The 19,222-nt window shown below is 45.9% G+C and carries 14 protein-coding genes and 1 tRNA gene; 8 read left to right on the top strand and 7 right to left on the bottom strand.

The annotated features are described in order from the left end of the window. Positions 1–314: 314 nt before the first annotated feature. Entirely contained in the window at positions 315–1,871 is a 1,557-nt protein-coding gene (locus CAG69_RS20510) for a DUF3612 domain-containing protein (protein ID WP_161445956.1), read from the top strand. A 387-nt stretch (positions 1,872–2,258) separates the two neighbouring features. Here the strand turns inward: CAG69_RS20510 and CAG69_RS20505 are convergent, their stop codons facing one another. Then, positions 2,259–3,614, bottom strand: coding sequence for a diguanylate cyclase (locus CAG69_RS20505; RefSeq protein ID WP_161445954.1), 1,356 nt, complete (start codon positions 3,612–3,614; stop codon positions 2,259–2,261). A 131-nt stretch (positions 3,615–3,745) separates the two neighbouring features. Between CAG69_RS20505 and CAG69_RS20500 the strand changes: the two genes are divergently transcribed. Together CAG69_RS20500 and CAG69_RS20495 are read left to right on the top strand one after the other, a co-directional pair. Next, a complete protein-coding gene (locus tag CAG69_RS20500) occupies positions 3,746–4,351 on the top strand; it encodes an alpha-ketoglutarate-dependent dioxygenase AlkB family protein (protein WP_025768047.1) in 606 nt (201 codons plus the stop codon). Positions 4,352–4,420: 69 nt separating this feature from the next. Continuing rightward, positions 4,421–5,509 carry a DUF3541 domain-containing protein gene (locus tag CAG69_RS20495; protein ID WP_161445952.1) on the top strand — a complete coding sequence of 363 codons (1,089 nt, stop codon included), beginning with the start codon at positions 4,421–4,423 and terminating at the stop codon, positions 5,507–5,509. Positions 5,510–5,583: 74 nt separating this feature from the next. Here the strand turns inward: CAG69_RS20495 and CAG69_RS20490 are convergent, their stop codons facing one another. Then, positions 5,584–6,792 (bottom strand): NupC/NupG family nucleoside CNT transporter, encoded by a 1,209-nt coding sequence (locus CAG69_RS20490; protein WP_161445950.1) that lies wholly within the window; start codon positions 6,790–6,792, stop codon positions 5,584–5,586. A 563-nt stretch (positions 6,793–7,355) separates the two neighbouring features. On the opposite strand from CAG69_RS20490, the gene CAG69_RS20485 reads away from it, so the two are divergent. Both CAG69_RS20485 and CAG69_RS20480 read left to right on the top strand, forming a co-directional pair. Further along, positions 7,356–7,439 (top strand) — tRNA-Leu (locus CAG69_RS20485). 32 nt (positions 7,440–7,471) lie between these two features. Beyond that, entirely contained in the window at positions 7,472–8,083 is a 612-nt protein-coding gene (locus tag CAG69_RS20480) for a DUF2913 family protein (protein ID WP_161445948.1), read from the top strand. Positions 8,084–8,157: 74 nt separating this feature from the next. Here the strand turns inward: CAG69_RS20480 and CAG69_RS20475 are convergent, their stop codons facing one another. Then, on the bottom strand, positions 8,158–9,558 hold the full coding sequence (locus CAG69_RS20475; RefSeq protein WP_161445946.1) for a tryptophanase: 1,401 nt from the start codon (positions 9,556–9,558) through the stop codon (positions 8,158–8,160). Positions 9,559–9,857: 299 nt separating this feature from the next. After that, positions 9,858–11,102, bottom strand: a complete 1,245-nt coding sequence (locus CAG69_RS20470; protein WP_047007977.1) for an NADH:ubiquinone reductase (Na(+)-transporting) subunit B — start codon at positions 11,100–11,102, stop codon at positions 9,858–9,860. Between the two features lie 162 nt (positions 11,103–11,264). Here CAG69_RS20470 and CAG69_RS20465 point away from each other — a divergent pair, with 162 nt between their 5' ends. The 3 genes from CAG69_RS20465 (at position 11,265) to CAG69_RS20455 (ending at position 14,241) form a co-directional block, all read left to right on the top strand. Then, a complete protein-coding gene (locus CAG69_RS20465) occupies positions 11,265–12,653 on the top strand; it encodes a cytochrome ubiquinol oxidase subunit I (RefSeq protein ID WP_161445944.1) in 1,389 nt (462 codons plus the stop codon). 10 nt (positions 12,654–12,663) lie between these two features. Further along, positions 12,664–13,662 carry a cytochrome d ubiquinol oxidase subunit II gene (cydB, locus tag CAG69_RS20460; RefSeq protein ID WP_005393631.1) on the top strand — a complete coding sequence of 333 codons (999 nt, stop codon included), beginning with the start codon at positions 12,664–12,666 and terminating at the stop codon, positions 13,660–13,662. Positions 13,663–13,836: 174 nt separating this feature from the next. Beyond that, complete coding sequence (locus tag CAG69_RS20455; protein ID WP_161445942.1) at positions 13,837–14,241, top strand: cystatin; 405 nt, start codon at positions 13,837–13,839, stop codon at positions 14,239–14,241. Between the two features lie 47 nt (positions 14,242–14,288). Here the strand turns inward: CAG69_RS20455 and lhgO are convergent, their stop codons facing one another. The 3 genes from lhgO to CAG69_RS20440 all read right to left on the bottom strand — a co-directional run bounded on the left by lhgO (position 14,289) and on the right by CAG69_RS20440 (position 18,746). Next, positions 14,289–15,515, bottom strand: a complete 1,227-nt coding sequence (lhgO, locus tag CAG69_RS20450; protein WP_161445940.1) for an L-2-hydroxyglutarate oxidase — start codon at positions 15,513–15,515, stop codon at positions 14,289–14,291. A gap of 8 nt (positions 15,516–15,523) precedes the next feature. Then, the gene (locus CAG69_RS20445; protein WP_161445938.1) at positions 15,524–17,647 is read right to left on the bottom strand and encodes a TRAP transporter permease; all 2,124 of its coding nucleotides are present in this window, start codon (positions 17,645–17,647) and stop codon (positions 15,524–15,526) included. 88 nt (positions 17,648–17,735) lie between these two features. After that, positions 17,736–18,746: a TAXI family TRAP transporter solute-binding subunit gene (locus tag CAG69_RS20440; RefSeq protein ID WP_005374185.1), complete on the bottom strand. Its 1,011-nt coding sequence runs from the start codon at positions 18,744–18,746 to the stop codon at positions 17,736–17,738. Between the last annotated feature and the right edge of the window lie 476 nt (positions 18,747–19,222).

The raw sequence follows: 19,222 nt of genomic DNA, 5'->3' as shown, positions 1-19,222 counted from the left end.
GTCTAGTAGTTGCTTCGCTTTTACTTGCTTCTCGCTCTGCTGCTCAGCACTTACCGCTTCGACGGCAAATACAGCTTCAGCGATAAATGGGCGTTGTTGTTGTTGCATCTCTTTTTTATCGAAGTTCAGCATATTCATCGTCATATCCTCGCACTTAAAAAAACTCGTCCTAGAGTAAAAACTTAATTCCTTCGTTTAAGTTTCAGGCAATTCTGTGAAGTTGATGGTTAATTTCCTTGCCTGCTTATTATGTAGACTAGCGAAATATTGACTACAATTTCACAACAAAAATTTTACAATGTGAATTTTACAAAATGTCTGTGTCAAAAAGCCTTATTCGTCAGTCCCATTTTCTAGGTACGAAAATTCGCAACCTAAGGAAAAACAACCATTTAACGATGGAGGATTTATCTGCACGCTGTGTAAGGATCAATCCTGAGTACGCACCGTCGGTATCTTACCTTTCGATGATAGAGCGCGGAAAACGCGTTCCGAGTATTGATATGCTCGAAGTAATCGCGGAAGTTTTTCAAAAAGATCCTGCGTGGTTTTTAGATGATGAACCGGAATTAGAGGCCATTACCCCCAACAAAGGGAATCGTGGCGGTATCAACGGTATGGCATTGGAGCCGAGCTTTTTGTTCTCCAATGATATTCTCCAAATCGCAATTCCAGAGATGTTGTCTCAAACGGGTATTACTGGACGTCAATTCGCCCACTTGCTGATCCGTGCGCACCAAGAAAACCATCAAAACCATTTTCCTGATTTAGAACGCGCAGCCGAAGAGGTCGGCTTGAAACGCCTGAATCTATCGGTAGAAGATCTGATAGATATTGCGAAAAGCATGGGGTTGGATATTCGCTGGGTAGACCGAGCACCACAGGATGTGATTGATGAACTGGGCGTCAGCGCCAAACAGTTGATTACGTCTTTCATGGAGCCACCTGGGACTATTTATCTCAATAAACGAATGCGTGACTACCCAACCCGATTGAAATATGATTTGGCGGTATACATCGGCCATCGCGTGCTCCATAGCAGTGATGCAATGAATAACGTTTTATCTATTGGGCATCAAAACAACTGGGAGCAAATGGACAGCCCAGTTTCCAACTCTGAGCTCAACTCGCAAGATATCCTACAAGCTTGGCGCGATTTTGAGTCCAGCTTTTTTGCTGGTGCCCTGCTTTGCCCCAAAGTACCATTCCGTCAGTTGCTTGATCGTTCCGGTTATGAAATTGATGTTCACAAAAAGGCTGGCGTTTCTCCTTCCGTTGCGATGCGTCGTATGACCGTGGTTTCTCCGTACCCTCATTGGCACTACTTTGATGCCTATGGTCCGGGCAAGTTGAAAGCGGTATATCGTGGAAATGGCATCCCGCTTCCTTGGGGTAATATGCGCAAAGTGAACGACCCTTGCCAGCACTGGGCGGTATTCCGACGCCTTTCCCAGCCTTTGGATACCAGTTCAGCGCAAATTTCGATTTTAAATGTTGGCGACGAGCCACGTATCTACTGCTGCGAATCGGTCAACGTATTTGATCCTGCGGGGAATAATCGCGTGCTATGTGCCGGTATTGATCTTAACCCTGCAATTTCTGCACAAGGTGGCGATGCCGTTTCCATAGCGGAAGAACTTAAGTCCCTTTGTGTCGCTTCCGGCGGAAGTAGTGTTATTCCTCCCCACATCAAAAAAGACTTAACGACTATCGCTAAGATATTAAACATCAACTGGATAGAGCGCGGGATTCAAACCCAAGCAAGGTTGATCTGCTCCAGAGGGGCGGTTTGTCCAAGACAACCTAGTTGTTACAGCAAGTGCGGAGAAGCTGATGAGACGGGCAACGACGTGAATATCATCGGTCTTTAGAAAGAAAAAACGCCAATCACAATAAACGTGATTGGCGGTATATACTTGTGAACAATTTGTATTCACTAACAACGTCAGTTGGCTAGGTGACCCTCGGCTTAATAAGGGTCACTCTAAGTAAAGCACGATGCGTGCCAACTTTAAAAAAGCCGTTTTTTAGTAGATCCAGATGCATATCGTTGCTTTATTGACCATTAATTTCGCAAACTGCATTTGCAAAATGCAACATTATGCAAATATGCCACTTAATGCACTGCTAGTAACGACTTTCTCAGCAAAGTGTCTGTGAACATATGAAGTCACATACTCTTGTACCTCAATGATGATGAGATTTCGGGCTCCCAACTTTACCATTCTTCTAACCCCTTATTGAAACTGGGTTCAGGCTCATCCGCCATGCTTTTGTTGATACATTCTCTCATCGGCTATTTTCATCATTTGCTCAGGAGATGACATTTTCGGGTCAAATATCGCGTACCCAATACTGGCTTTCAAATAGATAAGCGTTTCATCGTAAATGACGGGCGTCGAGCATAGCGCTAATCGAAGTTTTTGTAGAAGGGACTGAACATTTTCTTCCGTTCCAGGGTGATGGACTACAACTAAAAACTCATCACCTCCCATTCGGGCCACAATATCTGATTTACGCAGAGAGCTTTTCACTCTTTCAGCCGTAGCGACTAAGACCTTGTCGCCTGCGTCATGACCATAGGTATCGTTAATATGTTTAAACCTATCCAGATCTATATTGATTAAGGCGAAGCTGTAACGCTTTTTGTAACGTTTCGCTATTTCAAACTGCTGCTTGTAAAACTTCATAAAATAGCGACGGTTTGGTAAGTGTGTCAGTTCATCATGCAGTGCTCTATCATCCGCAATGGTGTACAAGCGGTAAATCGCAATAAGCGCGAGGCTCAGTGCAAAAACAATGGGATAACCGATGAACCTTGCTAAATAAAGCTGATGCCAAGGAATTTGACGGTCGAGTTTGTCTCCGGAGAAAACCACCATACTCCACCCACCATAAGGAAAATGAACCATTTCTTTCGCGTATGGCGTTTTGGTTTCACTCAGCGAGCCAAAGAAAACGTCACCAAAAGCACCGCCACTGTCGTAACCACGAATCATCAAAGGATAGCGATAAGAGAAATCGATCACGCCAGTTTCTCGCATCAGAGCATCAAAATTAATCACCGCACTGATCACACCCCAATAATCCTGGTTCAACGGTGGATCAAGAAAAACCGGAACCCGCACGATCAAGCCTTTGCCGCCTTGGATCAAGTTGACAGGCCCTGCTATGAATATTTCTTGTATATCCTTGGCTTTTTGCACCTGTACCCACTGCTGTGGCACCGTTCGGTAATCGAGGCCGATTAAACGCTCATTACCTTGGCGGGGAAATATATGACTGATAACATCATTCTTCGCGATGCCAATGATCGTAATATGTTTGCTTTTGTTCAGAATGCGGTGAGCCGCAATGTTCAATTCGTCTTCTTGGTTTTTAGGCAGTAAAGTAATGAGTGTCGCCAAGGTACTGGCTTTATAGATATCCGCCATAAGTACCGCTTCCAAATTGGAACGGAGGGTGGAAAGTTGCTCTTTGGCCTCAACTTGAACTCGCTCTTGGTGAAGCTCTTGCTGATTTCGATGCAACAGCTCAATAACCCCAACGCATAAAGCGAAAAAACTGAGGAAGAACAATGCAAAATAGCATCGCTTTCTGGGTAAATAACGCATTTTCTCCCCACAACTCGTATATCGTTACGAGATTTTTATTTATTGTTAAAATTCTTATTATCACAAGAATAACCAATCATAATCAGAAAGGTAACAGTGATTGACAACTTTTATGTTTTAGGTGTGAGATGATGCATCAACAAGGCGATTTATTTGGCGGCGATCTATGGCAAGAAGTAGAAAGAGGAAAACTTTATTATGATCCTCATTTTCTTAACCATCTTGAGGCGGATAATTACTTTGACCAACTTCGAAAGACACTGCCATGGCACCAAGAGCACATTACTATGTTCGGCAAGTCAGTACTTCAACCTCGCTTACAAGCGTGGCACGGTGATGCAGCATATACTTACTCAGGCTTAACCATGCAGCCTCACCCTTGGACTCCTGAGTTAACTCAACTCAAAGTGCGTTGTGAATCAGTTGCTGATGTCACTTTTAATTCTGTTCTCGCTAACTTATATCGACACGGCCAAGACTCAATGGGCTGGCACCAAGATAATGAACCAGAGTTAGGTAGAAACCCTGTTATCGCATCTTTGAACTTAGGTGAAACACGTCGATTTTTGCTTAGAAATTTACATTGTAAAACTGAGATTGAATATGAGCTTTCTCACGGCTCCTTACTGATTATGGCTGGCGAGCTCCAGCATCACTGGAAGCACTGCGTACCAAAAACCGCGAAAACCAAAGATGAACGTATCAACCTGACTTTTAGGCAAATTTTTAACTATTGACTCAGCTTTTACATTCTCAATTAATATTGATGGTAGGTTTAGGTTCAGGACTTCATAGGGAATGGATTTATGCGTATTAAACCTCTTAGCTTAGCGGTCTTACTCTCTTGCTCACTTACCTTTGCTGCTCAGGCATCACAGGAAGACGTACCGCTTCTCGATAATACTCAATCAGCGCAGTTGATTCGTAGTACCTACGAACAAGAACTGTTCACTTTCCCGGCGTTTAAAGAGGGCCATTTTGGCTTACGCATGTACCGCCAAACATTAGATGAGAAATATCACGCTGCCATTTGGACCGACATGGCACAAGTAGCCAGCCGGTTAAACCAATTTGCTAATGAAGTCGTTGAACCAGAAGACATCATTCTCTATTCATCTCAAAGGCTGACCACGTATCAAGAGAAAGAAACCGAACGAGGTCAGCGACGCTATACCGTGACTAAACACCATCCTGAGTACCTTTATCTTGGTGTGGATTTGCTTGGCGCAATGGCAAGAGCAAACGAATACGGCCTACAACATAAACAAGACAAAACGCTGAGAAGAATTATTAGGCGCTACGATTTCTCGCGTTACGTTACGGACAAAGAGATGATAGAGGCGTGGGCAGCTCAGCTTGCAAACCAAGTCTACTGGCTTCGTCAGTTAGGAGAGCAAGATGTGGTCGAGGAATTCACTCAAACCTTCCGTGACACCTACCCCGACGATAAAGATAAGATGCTTTCAGCTCAGCAGTATTGGAACAAACTCTATGGTATGACGCACATCATCTTTGCCGATTCACAGTATTATCAGGAGCGAGTAAGCGAGAAGAAACACCAATGGATTTATGATTACTTTCGCAACAACATCGACACTATCCTACTGCGCGCCAAAGAAGACGTGATTGCGGAAGTCGGCATTTCGTTTTTGTTAGCAGGCTTGGACCATGATCCGGTCGTAAAGAAGACCCGCCAAGCCATTCGTCATGCAATCAACGCAGAAAAAGGGATGATTCCGTCGGTCGACGGTAACTTTGATCTCAAGTACGGCGAACACCGTAACGTGCTAGCCATCATGCTGCTCGATTGGAAAGGGGTACATAAAGCGCCAACTTATCAAGAGCACCCAGAGGCTTTTAAATCGATACCTTACGGCTTAATGCTCAAGCCTTAGAAATAACAAAACCCGCCATTTAGTTATATATAGTAACTAAATGGCGGGTTTTTAGTGTGCATCTTCAATCTAAATTAGAGCGAGATAAAAATGCCCGCTAAGCACGCACTCATCAGGTTAGCGAGTGTACCAGCAGCAATCGCTTTTAGGCCTAGACTTGCAACATCTTTGCGGCGCTCAGGTGCCATCACGCCGATAGAGCCCAACTGAATCGCAATTGAGCCAATGTTCGCAAAACCACACAACGCAAAAGTGATAATAATTTGAGTATGCTCAGACAGTGTCGCTTTGTGCTGCACAAAATCGATAAACGCAACAAACTCATTCATCACCACTTTCTGACCAATGTACGAACCCGCAGCTAGGATTTCGTGGCTTGGCACACCAATCAACCATGCGAGAGGTGCAAACAAATAACCAAAAATCGCTTGTAGCGTTACGCCAGAGAAACCAAGTATCTCACCCAAGTTTTCTAGCCCCGTGTTCACCATCGCGATAACACTTACGAAAGCGATAAGCATGGTACCAACAGCAACAGCAACTTTCATACCGCCCATAGCACCGCTTGCTAGCGCATCAATAACGTTACTTTCTTCTGATTTATCTAGCTCAATATTGTTGTAATCGCTTGGCGTTTGACGCTCAGGAACGATAACTTTTGCCATCATCAAACTACCTGGTGCTGCCATAAAACTTGCCGCGATCAAGTATTTGAGGTCGACCCCCAAACCAGCATAACCACCAAGCACACTGCCCGCCACTGAAGCCATACCACCAGCCATCACAGCAAACAGTTCAGAGCGAGTCATGTTAGAAAGAAATGGACGAATAAGAAGTGGTGACTCGCCTTGAGATAAGAAAATGTTCCCTGTTGCAACCAAAGACTCTGCTTTACTCGTACCCAAGAACTTCTGGATAGCGCCGCCAATAAATTGAATCACTTTTTGCATAATGCCCAAATAGTAAAGGGCGGAGATAAGAGCACTGAAGAAGATGATGATAGGAAGGACACGAATAGCGAAGATAAAGCCAGAAGAAGCGAGGTCACCAAAGAGGAATTTAATCCCTTCATCAGCAAAGCTGAGTAGCCCCGCGACACCATTACTTAAACTCGCCAGCGCCGCTTGACCCAACGGGAAATAGAGCACTAACGCAGCAAACCCCATTTGTAGCATCAAGGCGCGAGATACAGTTTTCCAATTAATGGAAGAACGACCCTCAGAAAGTAGGAAAGCACAACCTAGCAGTGCAACAATACCAAATAGACTAAATAGAACACTCATGAGCTGGACCTACTAAACGTTGAAAAAGAAAAAAGAGCCAAAGGAATTGGCAGAAGAAAGGGACAACGCAGCGAGTGATAACTCGCCTTCAGATCCAGAATGTAGACAGAACGAATAGTTCGACATCTTATTTTTACCTTATACAAGCAATTGAACGTAGCTGGTCCGGTCCGTGGGGTCATTCACTGCTGGCGAGCGTATTGCTTGGCCTGCTCCATGTGACGGCTTGTATGGGTAAGGGTCCTGAACAACTAAACCCTAATTCCCGCTTAAACGGGACGCAAGTATAGCCAACAAAAAGAGATATTCATCACATTTATTTACGCAAACGTTCAAGCGTTCAAAATTTAGGCAAAAACGTTCTTTTGTCGTCATACTGTTAATAAAAGTAAGGGCATTAGGACAGACTTTGATGGTAAAAAAACGCAAAAATGACCAATAAATACGCAATCAAACTCGAAAGAGCCAAAATTCGTCATTTTGCTCTCGCCAAAAGATGGATTTTGGTTATACAATTCGCGGTGCTTCTTTTCGAGGCCTCTGAGTATTCAGAGCATCATGATGCCGAGATGGTGAAATTGGTAGACACGCTAGCATGAGGTGCTAGTGCCTTTGGTGTGAGGGTTCGAGTCCCTCTCTCGGCACCATTATCCTTCTTCCCTAATTTTGTTCGAGTGTAATGCAAAGTTCTAAGCAGGCAAGACAGTCTACAGATGCTAACCAACTTCTGAGTGAGCTTGCGGTTCACGCTTTATTGCACCTGCACTTTAAAATTCATGCGTCCTCACATGGTCTCTCCCTTAAAGAGCGTAACGACTTACTGCAGAAATGGCTGAAGCCAAAACTGAAGAGTAATCGCTATAAGCTGATTAAAAAGCCGTTAAAGTCTTTGACTCAACAGGCAAAAGGCGAGAACGGAAGTCTGGAAGCGTTACTCGAACGTTGCGTGGGTGCAGATAAACCAAGTAACCCTCAACCTGATCTAGATAGCTACTTGCTGTTGATTAACGAGATTGAGAAGAAGTTGGGGACTACTGTATTATTATCTCGACCGGAAGACGTCGACTTATCTCACGACCAACACGGCTGTTTGCTGTGTGTACTTTCTGAGAACTTAAATCAGCATTTCGATGATAATAACGCCCTAATCGCTCCTATTTCGATGCTGTTCCGTGGACCAATGAGCCAACGTTCACTTTTCCTTGGCAGTATTTACGCCAGTGGCACCTTCAATTATGAAGTGCAGTACCAGGACGATCAGTTCGTTCGTATTACATTAGAGTTGGCGTAACTGTAACTCTAAGAAACAAATCGAAAAAGGCCGCGAAACTCGCGGCCTTTTGATTTCCTATATTCAAACTTGAGTTAATCGATTTCTTTAAACCGAGCAGTAAAGTGGCGCAATACTGGCGGTTCATACTCAAAAGTGAGTCCTTTTAACTCATGTGCACGATTTTTCAGTTCGATAATCGCATCCGCGATGTAATCCATATGGTCGTTGGTATAGACGCGGCGTGGAATGGTCAAACGCATTAATTCTAACTCTGACGCTTTTTGTTTACCCGTATCAGGGTCACGACCAAGCAGCAACGATCCTATCTCTACTGCTCGAATACCCGCCTCCAAGTACAAAGCATTACACAATACCTGCGCAGGGAACTGATCGGCTGGAATGTGTGGCAAAATCTTAGCGGCATCCACAAACACTGCGTGACCACCCGTTGGGTATTGAATTGGAATACCGCCCTCACGTAAGCGCTCACCTAAGTATTGAACTTGGCTAATTCGGTAGTGAAGAAAATCTTCATCCGCCGCTTCATACAAACCGCGAGCGAGCGCTTCCATATCACGCCCAGCCATACCACCGTATGTCACAAATCCTTCCATGGGTACACAACGTGTCTGCACTGCTTGGAACAACTCTTTATGATCACGAATACAACACATGCCACCAATGTTTACCATCGGGTCTTTCTTAGCTGACATGGTGAGCATATCACCGTACTGGTACATCTCACGGATGATTTCCAGAATCGATTTATTCTCGTAACCCGCTTCACGCTGCTTGATAAAGTAGGCGTTCTCACAGTAACGAGCCGAGTCAATCACCACTGGAATATCGTACTTGGTTGCAATCTCGTACACGCTGCGCATGTTTTCCATCGATACAGGCTGGCCACCGGAGCTATTACAAGTAATCGTGGTGATAATCGCACAAATGTTATGTGAACCGTGCGCTTCAATTGTTGCCACCAGCTTATCGATATCAAAATTGCCCTTCCAATCATAAGGCGTAGTGGTGTCGAATGCTTCTTCCGTTACCACGTTAATCGCTTTACCGCCATTGAGTTCAATGTGACCCGCGGTGGTGTCAAAATGGTAGTTCGAGATAAATACTGGCGTTTCACCACCACGCACTTGACGCATACGCTCAATCAAAGCTGGGAACAAAATTTGCTCGGCACCACGCCCTTGGTGCGCAGGCACGGTGAGCTTGTAACCAAAGAAGTGCTCTACTGCATCACACAGGTTGTAGTAATTTCGGCTACCCGCATAGGATTCATCCCCCATCATGATGCCAGCCCACTGATTATCACTCATGGCACCAGTGCCAGAGTCAGTCAGCAAATCGATATAAACATCATCACTACGAAGAAGAAATGGGTTATAACCCGCTTCTTTTAACGCGACTTCACGGTCTGCCAAAGTCGTCATTTTGATTGGCTCAACCATTTTGATACGGAAAGGTTCTGGAATACGTTTCATTGTTAATTTCCTTATACGCATTGCCCTACGCGCTATCACGTAAGACTAAAAAAACAAATAGATAAAATGCTTTTCAATGCGGTTGCATTGAGGAAATCAACGAGAAGAGATTTTACTAAGAAGAGACAAGCAGTAGTCTAGGTTGTACCAGAACGACAGCACCAAACGGCTATCGAGAATATCCTTTATTCTCATCGTCTTCGTCCTCCTGATAAAAATAAAAAGCCAGAAACCCCATGTTTCTGACCTTTTCAATATAGTGCAGTTTTCAATCAACTTTCAGTGAAGTCACCCTCATTTTAAGAAGGTCTCGCCCTTTTCATTCTGCGTTTGATATTACTTTCTTTGACTAAATAATCGAAAAGTGGCGCGAATAAGTTAGCAAATAGAATCGCTAACATGATGCCTTCTGGATAAGCTGGGTTCAGCACTCGGATAAAAATCGTCATCACACCGATTAATAGTCCGTATGCCCATTTACCGCCATTGGTAAAAGCCGCCGAGACGGGATCTGTCGCCATAAAGAAGGTACCAAACGCGACCCCACCAATCACGAAGTGCCAGTAAAACGGCATGGAGAACATTGGGTTAGAGTCCGAACCGATCGCATTCAATAATAATGAAGCCGCCACTAAACCAACCAACACGCCTGCAACGATTCGCCACGACGCTATCTTCATAAAGATAAGAATAAAGCCTGTTAATGCAATCAACAGCGTGGAGACTTCACCCATCGAGCCTGGCAAATTACCAACAAGAGCATCTCCCCATGAAATTGGCTGTCCCGTCATACTATTTATCAAGGCACTTTGTCCACCTTCATACCATTGGCTTAGCGGTGTAGCGCCAGAGTAACCATCTGCCGCAACCCAAACAGCCCCGCCAGACATGTTAGCGGGATAAGCGAAGTACAAGAAGGCTCGCCCTGCTAGTGCCGGGTTTAAGAAGTTTCGCCCCGTACCACCGAAAATCTCCTTCGCCACAACAATACCGAAAGTGATACCTAAAGCCGCTTGCCACAGTGGAATTGTCGGAGGAAGGATCAGCGCGAATAGTATAGAGCTGACAAAAAAGCCTTCGTTCACCTCATGCTTTCGAACAATAGCAAACAGAACTTCCCAGAAACCACCAACGATAAACACCGTCGCATAAACCGGAATAAAGTAAGTGGCGCCAAGCCACATTTTACTTGCCCACCCCGCCTGTGAAACCGCATCTAACGAGCCCCATACCCAACTCAGTTGCCACGAAGAGGCCAGCGCTTGCTGAGCTGAGGCTTGATCCATTCCATACAACAAAGCATCGCTGGACTGCTGACCTATGTTGTACATACCCCAGAACATGGCAGGGAAGACCGCCAGCCACACCATGATCATAATACGTTTTAAATCGATGCTATCTCGAACGTGAGTCATGCCCTGGTTAACCTTACCAGGCGTGTAAAAAATGGTTTCGACAGCTTCGAACAATGGATAGAACTTGTGATACTTCCCACCTGGGCCAAACTTAGGTGTCGCTTTCTCAAAGTAGTGTTTAAGGCTCATAACAACTCCTCCTTTATCTAAAAGATGGTACGCACTGCCGTAAAAAGCGATCGTTTTTTAATCTCTTAGCCTTCCTTCTTCGTATTCCATTTTGTTCGTCGCTCTTCCCTCATCTCTTCTAATTCGGCGAACTGTTAATTCGAAACTTAAAAGGGAATGCCCATGGACACACTCGCCATCGATTTAGCCAGATTCCAATTTGCCTTTACTGTCTCTTTCCACATCATTTTTCCAGCTTTTACGATTGGTTTGGCAAGTTACCTCGCCGTGTTAGAGGGCTTGTACTTAAAAACGGGCAACAAACAGTACATGCAGATCTATAAATACTGGCTCAAAATCTTTGCCATCAGTTTTGGTATGGGTGTGGTAAGTGGCATCGTGTTGAGCTATCAATTCGGGACCAACTGGAGCGTGTTTGCCGACAAAACAGGCCCAATCCTAGGCCCGCTAATGGGTTATGAAGTTTTTACTGCGTTTTTCCTCGAAGCGGGATTTTTAGGCGTGATGCTTTTCGGTATGGACAAGGTGGGTAAGAAGCTTCACTTCGCCGCAACTTGTATTGTTGCATTCGGGACGTTTTTGTCTGCGTTTTGGATACTTTCGGTTAATAGTTGGATGCAAACACCAGCGGGCTACAGTATCAACGAAGCCGGACAGTTTATCCCAGAAGACTGGTGGGCGATTGTCTTCAACCCTTCCTTCCCTTACCGGCTCGTTCATATGTTGCTCGCCGCTTACCTTACTACTGCCTTTGTTGTAGCCGGCGTTGCCGCTTATCACTTACTAAAAGCAAACCATAACCCTCTAGCCAGAATTATGTTCTCGATGGCAATGTGGATGGCTGCCATCGTGACACCAATTCAAATCGTTGCTGGAGACATGCATGGTTTAAACACCCTTGAACATCAACCCGCCAAAGTTGCCGCGATGGAAGGGCACTATGAGTCTCACCAAGGCGCGCCATTGATTCTCTTCGGTATCCCTAACGATAAAGAAAAACGTATGGAATACGCACTAGAAATCCCCAAACTCGGTAGCTTGATTTTAACTCATGACCTAAACGGCAAAGTAAAGGGGTTAGATGCTTTTCCTGAGGAGGAACACCCTCCTGTATCTATCGTTTTCTGGTCTTTCAGAGTTATGGTCGCGCTTGGTTTTTCCATGCTTGCCATTGGCGTATGGAGTCTATGGCTCAGAAAGCGTCGCAAACTTTTTGATTCACGGGCACTTCAACGTATTTGTGTCCTGTTTGCCCCAGCTGGGTTCATTGCAGTTTTAGCAGGCTGGATAACCACCGAAGTCGGTCGCCAGCCTTACACCGTATACGGTCTTTTAACCACAGCCAATTCGGCATCGCCTATTGATGCCGCCGCGGTGAGCGTCTCCCTGACGGCGTTCATCGTGGTTTACTTTGTGGTTTTTGGAGCTGGCTTCTTCTATCTCCTACGTTTGATGCGCAAGTCTCCAACTCGATATGAAGAAGGCTTAGACAGCCGACTTCCTGATGGCACGAAAACCGATGCCATCACATATTCTAACCATCTAACCTAGGAGCTAACTCATGGATTACGCATTAATTTGGTACGCTTTGATTGGGCTCGCCGTTCTGATTTATGTCGTGTTAGATGGCTTTGATCTCGGTATTGGTATCCTATTCCTCAGCGCTAATGACGATGAAGAGCGCGACATGATGATGAACAGCATCGCTCCTGTTTGGGATGGGAATGAAACTTGGCTAGTTCTTGGCGGTGGTGGGCTTTTTGCCGTGTTCCCCCTCGCCTACGCGGTCATTATGCCAGCACTCTATGCTCCCCTGATTTTAATGCTGCTCGGGTTAATTCTGCGCGGGGTTTCTTTTGAGTATCGCTTCCGAACACAACGCGGAAAGTTTTTATGGGATAGCGCTTTTTTCATTGGTTCACTCACCGCGGCATTGATGCAAGGCATTATGCTCGGAACCCTGCTCCAAGGTATAGAGGTTAGTGAACGAGCATACGCAGGTGGATGGTTTGATTGGCTTTCGCCATTTAGCGTATTTTGTGGCTTGGCGCTTGTTTGTGCTTATATTCTGCTTGGTTCATGCTGGTTATTAATCAAGCTTCCAGAAGAGCTGATGGGGCGTTACTACGTGGTCGCGCGACGATGGGGGCTAGCAATGGTAGCCTGTATATTCATCGCCAGTTTGTGGTTGCCATTGAGCCAACATATCGTCTTTGAACGTTGGTTCTCATTACCAAACTCGCTGCTGTTTTTCATCTTACCAATTATTGCAGCGGCACTCATTTGGCAGCTATTCAAAGCCTTACTCGACCACAAAGCTGTTCGTGCCTATGTACTTGCCATCGGCCTGTTTCTTGTTTCCGCGATGGGTTTCGGTGTCAGTACATTTCCTTACTTGGTCCCATTCGCACTCACTTATCAAGACGTCGCCGCGCCAGACAAAAGTTTGGCATTTTTACTTGCCGGTGCGGTGGTATTACTTCCTCTGATCATAGCCTACACGGCTTATTCGTACTGGGTGTTCCGCGGCAAGATGAAACGTGGAGAAGGATATCACTGATGAAACTAAAGCCCATTTTGTGGTTCATTGGCATTTGGCTGGCAAGCGTGGTCGCCTTGTTTATCATCAGTTCGTTGATACGAACTGCGATATTGTAGGCCCAGAGTCGACTGCACCACATCTGAAGCCATTGAGGTCTATACTCAAGCAAGAGTAAAGCAACGGAGTGTTTTTATGACCTTAAAGCAGATTCTGGCAACTTTGATTCCTTTGACAGGTCTACTGTTTTCAACAAATGCATTGTCCGTAGACAAGCAGATGTCATCCGCCATGAAAAGTAAAATGCGGTCTATTTGCTCCGCAACAGACGAACAGGGCCATTGGCAACTTGCTCAAGCTACTCCTGACGCCAGACGCTCACTCAACATGGTGCTTTATCAAATGAATGCCGATGATAAATTGAAAGCAATTCATGAGGTGAGAACCAAAATGGTCGGCGGCACCCATTATGCGTTTGAGTTCGAGTTGCAAGATGGTCAAGTCTGGAATGCAATTGTATTGCACAGTGCCCGAGGCGATTACATGATCGAGAGACACGCCAAGAAAGGGGAACTCTGCCCTAAAGATGGCGACTCCTAATCCCCAGATTCAAATAAAACAAAGGCGACAGTTACGTCGCCTTTGTTTTATACCGTTTTCGCCTCTATCTTCTCATTCACCTTATCGCAAATGTACTCCCCAATTGGCATTGCAGATGTCGCTGCAGGAGAGGGGGCGTTGCAAACGTGCAGGCTTCTGGCGCTTTCAGCAAACAAGAAGTCATGAACCAAGGTGCCATCAGATAACACCGCTTGTGCGCGAATACCCGCAGGATATGGTTTGAGATCTTCTACCTTGATGCTAGGGCAATATTTGTTGACCAATTTCAGATAGCCCGGCTTCCACCACGAGTTCTTAAACTCATCCAATCCGGTTTTTAGATGCTTTTGTGTCACCTTCCAGAAACCGGAGAAACTGAGCATTTGCATGGTATCTTGCAAGCTGAAGTTAACCTTGTCGTACCCTTCCCGCTTCCAGCCTTGAACCGCATTTGGACCAACAGTCACACTACCATCAATCATGCGAGTCAGGTGGACGCCCAAGAATGGCAAATCAGGGTCGGGAATTGGGTAAATAAGATGATTCACCACTCGGTCGTGTTTGCTATCTAAGCGGTAGTATTCACCACGATAAGGGATGATTTGGAAATCGGTCGGAATAGACATCATCTTAGTCATGCGATCCGCCATCAAGCCGCTGCAAGTGACCAGGAATTTGGCATTGAGCTGCATGGTTTGCCCGTCTGAAATGCAGGTCAATTGAACTTCTTCATCCTTCTCTTCAGCAGCCACCACTTTGGTTCTCAAGCTAATTTGCCCACCGAGCTTTTTGAACTCTTCCGCCATCTGCTCAGTGACCAAACGATAATCGACAATACTGGTGGTTTTGACATAAATCGCGCCCAAGCCTGTGATGTTTGGCTCAGCCAGCTTGAGTTGAACTTCATCGAGTAGCTTTACGTCGATGCCGTTGACATAACAGCGCTCATAGAGGGCATTCATGCGTTCGACTTCTTGCTCATTGGTCGCAACCAACAACTTGCCACAGTTCTCTACCGGAATATCGTGCTCGGCACAGAACGAAATGGTTCGCTCTACCCCACGCTTACAAAAATCGGCTTTTAAGCTGCCCGGTGCGTAGTACACCCCGGCATGAATCACACCGCTGTTGTGTCCGGTTTGATGCTTGGCAAAACCGGACTCTTTCTCAACCAATAAAATGGATTTGTCTGGGTGACGTTGCTGCAGCTGCCATGCCGTCGACACACCAACGATACCGCCACCAACAATGATGTAGTCATAGACTGATTTCATACGACCTCTTATAAAACCGATAGTTGAGATTGTTGCAATTTGAACTTGCGACCACTGTAAATGAACACCGCGACAAATACCGCGCAGCTTGCCACACGAACCAACATTGGGATGTCGTGCCAAACCAGCAATGTACCCACCACTACCAACAAGAGACGCGTCAGAATGTTTAGAGGACCTTCCAAGTAGCCTTCAATCGCACCAATCAATGCATAGGTACCGATGATGGCAAAGAAGCCCACGGTAATCACTGACGTCACATCCCAACTGACTAAGCCTGTGTAAGCAATCAACAGCGGTACAAGATACAAACCTTTGGCAATTTTCCACGCCATCAAACCAGTGCGCATTGGCGGTGTTTTCGCGATGGTTGCCGCAGCAAAGGCGGTCAAACACACTGGAGGCGTTACGTTACTGTCTTGCGATAACCAGAAGATGATGAGGTGAGCAGCCAGCAACGCCAAGCCTACTGCTTCTATACCCAAACTTTGCTCTAGTAGAGTTTCCATAAAGTCCGCAGGTACTAGCGCCACCATTTCTTTCGCGGTTTCCAACGCCATTGGAGCATTAAGCAGTTCCAGCTTTTCTGGCGCCGCCAACATGAAGATGGCTTTTGCTTGTTCTGGCAATTGACCCGACACCATCAATTCAAGCAATTGGTTTTCCGCAATCAACTTGTAAAGCGCAGGGGCAGACAGTGTGCCCAACACAATATACGCCGCTGTCACAGGCAAGCCCATACCCAAAACAAGAGAAGCGAGCGCAATCAGAACGATCATGATGAACAAGTCGCCATTCGCCCAACCGTCGATCATCAGTGAGAACGCGTTGCCGATACCCGTTGTGCTGATCACGTTGATCACCAAACCGATACCCACCAGCAATACGGCTGTTGTCGCCATGTTTTTCGCGCCTTGCGAAAGTGCTTCGATGATCGCTTTTGGTCCCATCTTGTGATCTTTCGAGAACCAAGAAGCCACCACTACTGAAATGATCGACAAGCCCGCAGCGTAAGTTGGCGTAAAGCCTTGAACCAACAAAGTAACCAAAACCGCCAGAGGGATAAGGTTGTGCCAACCGCTGATCAACACTTTTAATAGAGATTCATCGCTGGTCGTGATTTTTTGAACGCCGCTGCGTTTGGCTTCAATACGCACAAAGAACGCAACAGACAAGAAATAGATAAGGGCAGGAATGAAAGAAACAGCAATGATATCAACATACGGAATTTGTGTGTAAGACGCCATGATGAAAGCACCCGCGCCCATCACTGGTGGCATCAACTGACCACCTGTCGACGCCGCAGCTTCAACCCCCGCCGCAAAGCGCGAAGGGAAACCTGCTTTTTGCATTAAAGGAATACTGATAACACCGGTTGAAACCGTATTTGCCACACTAGAGCCCGATACTGAGCCCATCAAACCGGAGCCAATCACTGCGATAAAACCCGGACCACCAATGATTTTGCCAGCCGCAGCACGTGCCACATTGATGATGTAATCACCAACACCAGAGCGAACAAGAAACGCCCCAAACAGAATGAACATGAAGACGAAAGTCCAACTGATGCGCGAGATAGAGCCAAACATGCCCTCAGAAGAATAAAAGCTGCGGTAGAGCAAGGTTTCCATGCTCAAACCCGGGAAGTGGAAAATACCTGTCGCCCACTTACCCCAAAGCACAACGTAACTGAGACACACCACAATCAGCACTGGAATAAACCAGCCCATGGTGCGTCGGATCAGCTCAATAACAATCAGGATTGCCATGATGGCGAAGACCCAATCACTGGTCACGAACTTCACACCGCGTTCGTACAGCGCATCTTCGGCATAGGGAATATAGAGCAAACACGCGACCGCGCCCATGGCAATTAACACATCAATACCGAGTGCAATCTTACTCTGCTTGAGAGAGATATGAGCCGGATACCAAAGCGCACAAATCACCGCAAAGCCAGCAAAGTGGGTCGCGGAAATCCATAACTCTGGTAACGTCGATAAGGTATTAAACCAAATGTGCAAAGCAGACAACACCACGCCAAACACTGTGATCGTGGTGGTTACCCACGGAAAATCAGTGCGCGTGGGCAGCTCAAATTTCTGCAATTCCTTTTCTATTGAGTCGCTCATCTCATACTCCAAGCTCTGGCGGCTTTTTCCATCTTAGAAATCGGTAGGGATAAAATGCCCCGAGCCAAAACTCGGGGCCAAGTTGGCGTTATTTCGCCATTAGATCTGATGGGATTTCGATGCCCATTTCTTTGTAGTAACGCGCCGCACCTGGGTGAAGAGGCACTGGTAAGCCAGCGATCGCTTTCTCAATCGCCATTGCTTTTGTTGCTTTGTGGATACCTTGTAGGAAAGGCAGGTTCTCGTAGATCGCTTTGGTTAGCTGGTAAACGTCTTCTTCCGAGATATCTTCACGAACTGCCAAGAAGTTAGGCTGTGCAATGGTAGTGATCGGCTTATCTAGACCCGGGTACGTGTTCGCTGGGATCTCGTACTTCGTCCATAGGTTGTAATTGCCGTTCGCCTCTTTGATTTGTTCGTCAGTAAACGAAAGAATCGAAATGTCTTTACCCAGCGCAGCAAAAGCTTGAGTGACCGCACCAACAGGTACACCCGCAGGCGTGTTCATGCCGTCAATGGTGCCGTTTTGAAGTGCGCTCGCACTGCCGCCGTAGCCCATGTAAGCAAGATTGAATTTATCAGGGTCTACCTTCAGACCTTTCATGATTTGGCGACCCGAGTTCTCAGTACCAGAGTTCTTCTTACCGATAGAGAACTTCTTGCCATCTAGGTTGTTCAGGTCAGTCACCGTGCCAGTTTTTGCTAAGTCAGAGCGAACAATAAAGTGCTCAACGTTTTGCCACAGCATAGAGACTGAACGCAGCTGCTCTTGGCGACCGCTCTTCTCATAAGGACCTTCGCCAGACCAAGCCCACGCACCGTAAAGACCTTGTAGAATCGCGAACTGTGCTTCGTTTTCGTTCAGCAGTTTGACGTTTTCACCAGAGCCCGCAGAGCTGATTGCAGAAAGGGAGAAGTGGTGCTTTGGTGCCAATTTCACTTTGCTTAACGTCGCCAGCGCTACGCCCACAGGGTAGTAGGTACCACCTGTCGATGCCGTTGCAAGAATGTAGCTACGATCTTCTGCCGCAGCGTTAGCAGCAATACCAAAAGAAGTCACAGCGACAGCCAAAGCTTTTACCAGCTTGTTCATTTTCATTATTACTCTCCGTGTAGTCGTTTCACGATTGGGGACTTACATCATGTTAAATATTTATTAACAACAAATTCCCTAGAGCAATTGAAATGCCAACTTTTAAGTCATTGTATTTATTGACACAAGCACAGAAAGGCATCAAAAATGAGCAAAATTATGCTGATTTGATAGCAAAGCGATGAGCAAGATCTTGCTTATTCAAGAGGAGAAGGTTGCACGCCTAGATCGCAAAAGGTTAATAAAATGTGATCAAGACAAAATAAATGCACGATTGGCTGATAAGCAATATTTTGCCGACGTGATTTTGGATTGGACTACAACTAATGAGCGTCTTAACAATAAGAATAAAAAGCGCATCATTCTAAACTGCTCACTTTACCAGCGGAGGCTTATAGCCTAAACGACTACAAATAGCACAAAAATACAGCAAAACAAGCCATGTTAATGAAATGAAAAGTCATTTATTCTAATTTTGAATT

The sequence above is a fragment of the Vibrio sp. V43_P6S15P86 genome, assembly GCF_009904725.1.
Taxonomy (GTDB): Bacteria; Pseudomonadota; Gammaproteobacteria; order Enterobacterales; family Vibrionaceae; genus Vibrio; species Vibrio diabolicus.
The sequence above is the reverse complement of the archived record's forward strand: the minus strand, read 5'-3'. Positions and strand labels throughout refer to the sequence as shown.